General features: G+C 55.6%; 6 protein-coding genes, 1 tRNA gene and 1 pseudogene. 7 read left to right on the top strand and 1 reads right to left on the bottom strand.

Annotated elements, in window-relative coordinates; translation table 11 throughout:
- The 3 genes from WBC85_RS08015 to WBC85_RS08005 form a co-directional block, all read left to right on the top strand.
- On the top strand, positions 1–245 hold a 245-nt coding region (locus WBC85_RS08015), incomplete at its 5' end, for a hypothetical protein (protein ID WP_424435000.1).
- 2 nt (positions 246–247) lie between these two features.
- Positions 248–1,807: a bifunctional metallophosphatase/5'-nucleotidase gene (locus tag WBC85_RS08010; protein WP_424434997.1), complete on the top strand. Its 1,560-nt coding sequence runs from the start codon at positions 248–250 to the stop codon at positions 1,805–1,807.
- Positions 1,808–1,951: 144 nt separating this feature from the next.
- A complete protein-coding gene (locus tag WBC85_RS08005; protein WP_424434994.1) occupies positions 1,952–2,617 on the top strand; it encodes an SOS response-associated peptidase in 666 nt (221 codons plus the stop codon).
- On the opposite strand, the gene WBC85_RS08000 is transcribed toward WBC85_RS08005, so the two are convergent.
- Positions 2,614–2,997 (bottom strand): hypothetical protein, encoded by a 384-nt coding sequence (locus tag WBC85_RS08000; protein ID WP_424434991.1) that lies wholly within the window; start codon positions 2,995–2,997, stop codon positions 2,614–2,616. The two genes, WBC85_RS08005 and WBC85_RS08000, sit on opposite strands and share 4 nt — an antisense overlap.
- Before the next feature lie 210 nt (positions 2,998–3,207).
- Between WBC85_RS08000 and WBC85_RS07995 the strand changes: the two genes are divergently transcribed.
- From WBC85_RS07995 to WBC85_RS07980, 4 genes and pseudogenes are all read left to right on the top strand, one after another.
- A tRNA-Gly gene (locus tag WBC85_RS07995) sits at positions 3,208–3,281 on the top strand.
- A gap of 109 nt (positions 3,282–3,390) precedes the next feature.
- A complete protein-coding gene (locus WBC85_RS07990) occupies positions 3,391–5,211 on the top strand; it encodes an ABC transporter transmembrane domain-containing protein (RefSeq protein ID WP_424434988.1) in 1,821 nt (606 codons plus the stop codon).
- Between the two features lie 76 nt (positions 5,212–5,287).
- Positions 5,288–5,728 (top strand): peptidoglycan-binding protein LysM, encoded by a 441-nt coding sequence (lysM, locus tag WBC85_RS07985; RefSeq protein WP_424434985.1) that lies wholly within the window; start codon positions 5,288–5,290, stop codon positions 5,726–5,728.
- A 204-nt stretch (positions 5,729–5,932) separates the two neighbouring features.
- A pseudogene (locus tag WBC85_RS07980) lies at positions 5,933–6,766 on the top strand (AMP-binding protein); the annotation flags it as partial.
- Positions 6,767–6,784 lie beyond the last annotated feature (18 nt).

The raw sequence follows: 6,784 nt of genomic DNA, 5'->3' as shown, positions 1-6,784 counted from the left end.
AAGATTTTGTATATGTTCATCGGGCTTTGATGCGACGGGTGGGGAAGCGGGTCAAGTCGACTCCGCAGCGTATCGGTGTTGCGCTGCTCAAACTTGAGGCGAAACCCCAAGGCTTTGCGCCGCCGATACACGTCATATCACTGTCATCTGCATGGGCTAATGCGCTTTCCGTAACGGGGCCTTTGACTCAAGACCAGCAAAGGGCCACCATCCGACTCACAAAGACAACACCAATAGGGGATTAACCATGTTAACGCGTCTTTTGACTGGGGCTGCCAGCCTCGCTTTGACGGCAGGCATCGCATCAGCGGATTATTCGCTGACGATTCTGCACACCAACGATTTTCACGCCCGTTTTGAGCCGATCAGCAAATACGACAGCGGTTGCTCTGCCGAGGACAATACCGAAGGCAAGTGCTTTGGTGGCTCTGCGCGCCTTGTCACGGCACTGGAAGCGGCGCGCAAGCGCACCAATAATTCCATTCTCGTGGATGGCGGCGATCAGTTCCAGGGCACGCTGTTTTATACCTACTACAAAGGTAAGCTCGCAGCGGAAATGATGAACAAAATGGGTTATGACGCGATGACCGTGGGCAACCACGAATTCGATGATGGCCCCGAAGTACTGCGCGGCTTCATGGATGCGGTCAATTTCCCGGTCCTTATGTCCAACGCGGATGTAAGCGGTGAAGAGCTGCTCGCGGGTAAGCTCGCCAAATCCACGGTAATCGAGCGCGGCGGCGAAAAGCTGGGCCTCATCGGCCTGACACCGCAGGACACTGATGAACTCGCCAGCCCGGGCCCGAATGTCATCTTCACGGACCCGGTAGACGCAGTTCAGGGCGAGGTCGACAAGCTGACAGAAATGGGCGTGAACAAGATCATCGTTCTGTCCCACTCCGGCTTTGTCGTTGACCAAGAGGTTGCAGCAGGCACAACTGGCGTTGACGTGATCGTCGGTGGTCACTCCAATACCTTGCTGTCCAACACACAGGAACGCGCGGTTGGTCCATACCCGACAATGGTTGGCTCTACCGCTATCGTGCAGGCCTATGCCTACGGTAAATTCCTTGGTGAGTTGAATGTCACGTTCAACGACGCAGGCGAAATCACCGAAGCCGTGGGCGAGCCGATCATCATGGACGGTGCAGTTGCAGAAGACGGTGCCACCAAAGCGCGCATCACCGAAGCGGCGGCCCCATTGGAGGAGATCCGCAACAAGGTCGTCGCCCAGGCAGGTGCGGCGATCGAAGGTGATCGTACAGTTTGCCGTGTTCAGGAATGTGCAATGGGCAACCTTGTGGCCGACGCCATGCTTGCACGTGTCGCGGATCAGGGTATCGAGGTGGCTATTGCCAACTCTGGCGGCTTGCGCGCGTCCATTGATGCGGGCGAAGTGACGATGGGCGAGGTGCTGACAGTGCTGCCGTTCCAGAACACGCTTTCCACCTTCCGCGTATCTGGCGAAACGCTTCTTGCGGCGCTTGAAAATGGCGCAAGCCAGATTGAAGAAGTCGCAGGTCGCTTCCCCCAAGTGGCAGGCATGACCTTCGCGGTTGATCCAGCTGCCGAAGTTGGTTCGCGTATCTCCGACGTGATGGTTGGCGGCGCGCCGCTGGACATGGCCAAAGTCTATGGCGTTGTCTCCAACAACTATGTGCGCGGCGGCGGTGATGGCTACAAAATGTTCCGCGATGCGCAGGACGCCTATGATTTCGGCCCCGATCTGGCGGATGTCACGGCGGAATACCTCGCGGAAAATGCACCCTACGCGCCCTATACTGACGGCCGTATCACGGTGAAATAAATCGGGCAGGGCGCATTGCTACTTCGGTGCGCCCTTCCTCTCTCTTCTAAATATCCCGGGGGAGTCTTGGCCGCGCCAAGACGGGGGCAGCGCCCCCAACGTTTTCCCTAGAAAAAACCGGCGCTCTACGTCAAACTTGCCCGCATGTGTGGACGCCTTGCAGTTACCCTTCCCAATGATGCCATGTCGCAGCTTTTCGCAGCGCAACCTGCGAACAATTTGCCGGCTGTTGCGAACTATAATGTTTGCCCGACAAACGAGGTCCACTCGGTCTGGAGCGATGGTAACGCGCGCCGCCTGAGTGCGATGCGCTGGGGCTTCATTCCGCATTGGTACAAAAAGCCGAACGATGGACCGTTGCTGATTAATGCCCGCGCGGAAACCATCGCGGAGAAGCCTGCGTTCAAAGCGGCCTGCCGCACGCAGCGTTGTTTGATCCCGGCAAGCGGGTTTTATGAGTGGACCAAAGATGCCGATGGCGGGCGCGATCCCTGGTATATTTACCGCAAGGACAAGGGCACGCTGGCATTCGCGGGCATCTGGCAAGATTGGACATATGAGGGCGAAACCCTTCGGACCTGCGCGATTGTCACGACAGGGGCCAACGAAAGCATATCAAAAATTCACCACCGCATGCCCGTCATCCTTGATCCGCTCGACTGGGCGCTCTGGCTGGGGGAGAAAGGCAAAGGCGCGGCTGCCTTGATGACTGCCGCGCCCGAAAATACGTTGGATTTCTATCGCGTCTCGCGCGCGGTCAATTCGAATCGCGCCAGTGGCGCTGCGTTGATCGAACGAGACGTGCTTTAGTCGGAAGAAACGTCAACTTCTTCAATGCCAGCATCGTCGCTTTCATCGTTATCGACAAGTGGTGCAAGGTCAAAGGAAAGCGAACCCGCTTTTGTTGGATCACCTGCCACATTGAATGTCAGAACGCTGGTGCTTGTGACGGACAAAATATAGCTCGCGTTTTGTGCCAAAAGGCCCGTTGTCCAGCTTTGATCGCTCGCCTCAGCGGTGATTGACGTTTCGGTTTCGTTGATGAAAGTCGCTGTATCGCCTGGCTGCAAATAGGTGATCTCGGGAAAGAAACCGCCATCCACAAAAAGGATATTGAGGTTATCTGCGCTCGCTGTTGAGGCAAAGCTCGTTGCCGCAACGGCAAGGGAAAACAATACAGGTTTGAACATTTTTTACTCCTTTGCGCATAAATAGTACGCGCGCTCAAATCCGTTACTACTTGGGCGAAAGGGCAAAAATGTGGCGAAAATGCGTAAAGCTGACGACCTGAGGCGGCACATCGCGACATTATCGACTGTCGATTAAGGCCAATCAGCCAGAAGTTTAACCAAGTGCGACTTGACGCTTCTCAGACCCTGAATTATGTCGAGCGTCAGAGTGCGGGCGTTGTGTAATGGTAAGACCCTTGCCTTCCAAGCAAGAGACACGGGTTCGATTCCCGTCGCCCGCTCCAAAATCTTTTTCTGCGATTTAGAAATTAAGTGTAGCGCGCGCTTGTGCCGCTCTTGACCCTGCCTGCGCGGTCCATTTAATGCGCGCAATTCATTGATCTAGGATTTCTCATGGCCTCTGACACTACTTCACAGCCGACCCAAACGGCCCCAAATGTTGGCGAAGCAGAGCGCGCGAAGTCTAAAGAGATCGGCACTTTGCGCCGGTTGTGGCCTTTTCTTGCACCCTATAAATTGCTGGCACTTTTTGCAGGCTTTGCGCTAACGCTCACGGCTTGCGTTTCGCTTATCCTGCCTTTGGCTGTGCGCCGCGTCGTGGATAATTTCGAAATTGCGGACGGTGGTTTGCTGGATCAGTATTTTGGTGCCGCCCTTGCCATTGCTGCCTTGCTCGCGGTCGGGACTGCGCTGCGCTATGCCTTGGTTACACGCCTTGGCGAACGCGTCGTCGCCGATATTCGCAAAGCCGTCTTTGATCGGGTGATATCGCTTAGCCCGTCGTTTTATGAAAACGTGATGACGGGTGAAGTCCTAAGCCGGATCACGACAGACACGACGCTTATCCTTTCCGTAATCGGCTCGTCCATTTCCATCGCGCTGCGCAATGTGCTGATCTTTCTTGGTGGCCTCACATTGATGCTGTTTACCTCTGCCAAACTAACAGGCCTTGTTTTGTTGTTGGTGCCTGCGGTCATTATTCCGATCCTGTTTTTGGGGCGTCGCCTGCGGGTACTGAGCCGTGAAAATCAGGACTGGATTGCAGCCTCCTCTGGCAATGCCTCTGAAACGCTTGGCGCTGTGCAAACAGTTCAGGCCTTCACCCACGAGGCGCAAAGCCAGCTCGCCTTTGCGGACTTTACGGAAAAAAGCTACGATTCCGCACGTCGCCGCATCACCGTGCGCGCGTTCCTGACGATGATTGTTATCTTTCTCGTTTTCTCTGGTGTGGTCGGGGTGCTCTGGGTCGGGGCGCATGATGTGCGCTCTGATTTGATGAGCACAGGCGCATTGGTTCAATTCGTCATTTACGCAGTCATGGTCGCGGGCGCAGTTGCTGCCCTTTCAGAAATCTGGAGCGAATTGCAGCGCGCCGCAGGGGCAACAGAACGCCTGGTCGAATTGCTGGATGCTGAAGACAGCGTGAATGATCCCGAAACACCTGTCGTTCTCGCGGCACCTGTGCGCGGCGAGATCACCTTTGAAAACGTGTCCTTCCGCTATCCAACGCGCCCGGACACGCCGGCGCTTGATAATGTCTCGCTGAAAATCGCCTCTGGTGAAACGGTCGCCTTTGTTGGCCCCTCCGGTGCAGGGAAGACGACGATCATCCAGATGATCCAGCGCTTTTATGATCCGCTCTCTGGCGAAATCCGCCTTGATGGCGTCGCGCTGCCCGACATGAACCGTGATGCCTTCCGCCATCATATCTCGCTTGTGCCGCAGGACCCTGTCATCTTCGCAGCCTCCGCGCGTGAGAACATCCGTTTCGGTCGCCCCGACGCCAGTGATGCCGATGTCGAAGCCGCTGCCAAAGCCGCTGCCGCGCATGAGTTCATCGCAGCATTGCCAGATGGCTATGACAGCTATGTGGGTGAACGCGGCGTGATGCTTTCGGGTGGTCAAAAGCAACGTATCGCCATTGCCCGCGCAATCCTGCGCGATGCTCCTGTTTTGCTGCTCGACGAGGCAACCAGCGCACTGGACGCCGAAAGCGAGCGCGCAGTGCAATTGGCCGTCGACGAACTGGCGCAGGGCCGCACAACACTTATCGTCGCGCACCGCCTTGCGACAGTTAAAAAAGCGGACCGTATCATCGTAATGGAAGAGGGCCGCATCGTTGCGCAGGGCACCCATGATGCTCTGGTGGCCGAAGATGGCCTCTATGCACGCCTTGCACGTTTGCAATTCACCGCAGGCTTTGATGACCTCTAAATTCCCCTTATTTATCACTTGCACCTGACTTGGTAGCGCGCGACAGTCGCGCCAACTTATCAAGGAGGAACTTACGATGGGTTTGTGGAGTTTTGCGAAAGACGCAGGCAAGAAGCTGTTTGGCGGCGACGATGCCGAACCGTCTGTCGATGATCTGAAGAAAGAAGTTGCGGATCTTGGCCTCGAAGCCGAAGGTCTCGACCTAAAGATCGAAGGCGACAAAGTGCGCGTCGCAGGTGTTGGCGCGGTCAGCCCGTCGATCCGTGAAAAGATCATTCTGGCTGTTGGCAATGTCACCGGCATCGGCGCGGTTGAAACAGATGAGGACGAAGGTCCTGCACCTGTGTTCCACACGGTCGAAAAGGGCGACACGCTTTGGGCCGTAGCCGAAAAAGCAATGGGCAACGGTGCGAAATACACCGCAATTTTTGAAGCGAACAAGCCAATGCTGAGCCACCCTGACAAGATCTATCCGGGTCAGGTTCTGCGCATCCCGCAGGAAGGCGTTGAAGCGTAAGCCATACGCATCATGCACGTTATTGAAAGGGGGTAGCTTGTCTGCCCCCTTTTTCGTTTTCACGGGTCGAACCATCGCTGGGTTCATCTTTTTAAGGGGCATTCGCCAAACTACGTTTGGGAATGCTTGTGTTTGCGCCCGCAAGCGCCCATCTTGTGACAAATGCGCATCCGAGTGCGCGATTGGCTCAGGGGAGGAGTAGTCATGAAGTTTGGTGGTATTGCCGACAAGAAGGCGATTGAGGCACAGATGCCGTGGGAAAAGCGCGACGTGCCAACGACGATTTTCCAACTGCTTAGCGGAACCGTTGCGAAGTTTCCTGATCGCAACGCAGTTAGCTACCAGCTCTTGTCAGGTCCGAACGATAAGGCCGAAACACTTCGCTGGTCCGAGTTGCTTGATAAGACGGTTCAAACCGCAAATCTGTTTCGCAAGCTGGGCGTGGGTGAAAAGGACGTTGTTGCCTATATCTTGCCCAATGCGAACGAGACGATCCTTGCGCTGCTGGGTGGCATGATCGCGGGCATCGTGAACCCGATCAACCCGCTTTTGGAAGCCGATCAAATCGCATCAATCCTGCGCGAAACCAAGGCTAAGGTTGTTGTCACGCTCAAGGCGTTCCCAAAGACCGATGTCGCCCAGAAAACCGCAGAGGCTGTGCGCCATGCACCGGGCGTGAAAACCGTTCTGGAAGTTGATCTCAATCGTTATCTCACACCGCCCAAAAGCTGGATCGTGCCGTTGGTGCGCCCGAAAAACCCGGTTAGCCATCATGCCAAAGTGATGAATTTCAATGCCGAAATGGCTAAGCAGAATACGACGCTGGATTTTGCCGATAGCAAGGGTGATCGCGTCGCGGCCTACTTCCACACAGGTGGGACAACGGGCATGCCAAAGGTTGCGCAGCATACCTACAACGGCATGATCTATAACGGCTGGCTCGGGAACGAGCTGCTATATACCGAAGAAGACAACGTGATGTGTCCGCTGCCGTTGTTCCACGTTTTCGCAACGCACGTGATCTTGATGTCCATTATTTAAAGCGGTGAGCATGTG

This window comes from Planktotalea sp. (assembly GCF_049680325.1).
Taxonomy (GTDB): Bacteria; Pseudomonadota; Alphaproteobacteria; order Rhodobacterales; family Rhodobacteraceae; genus Planktotalea.
This window is presented reverse-complemented; position numbering and strand designations above follow the sequence as displayed.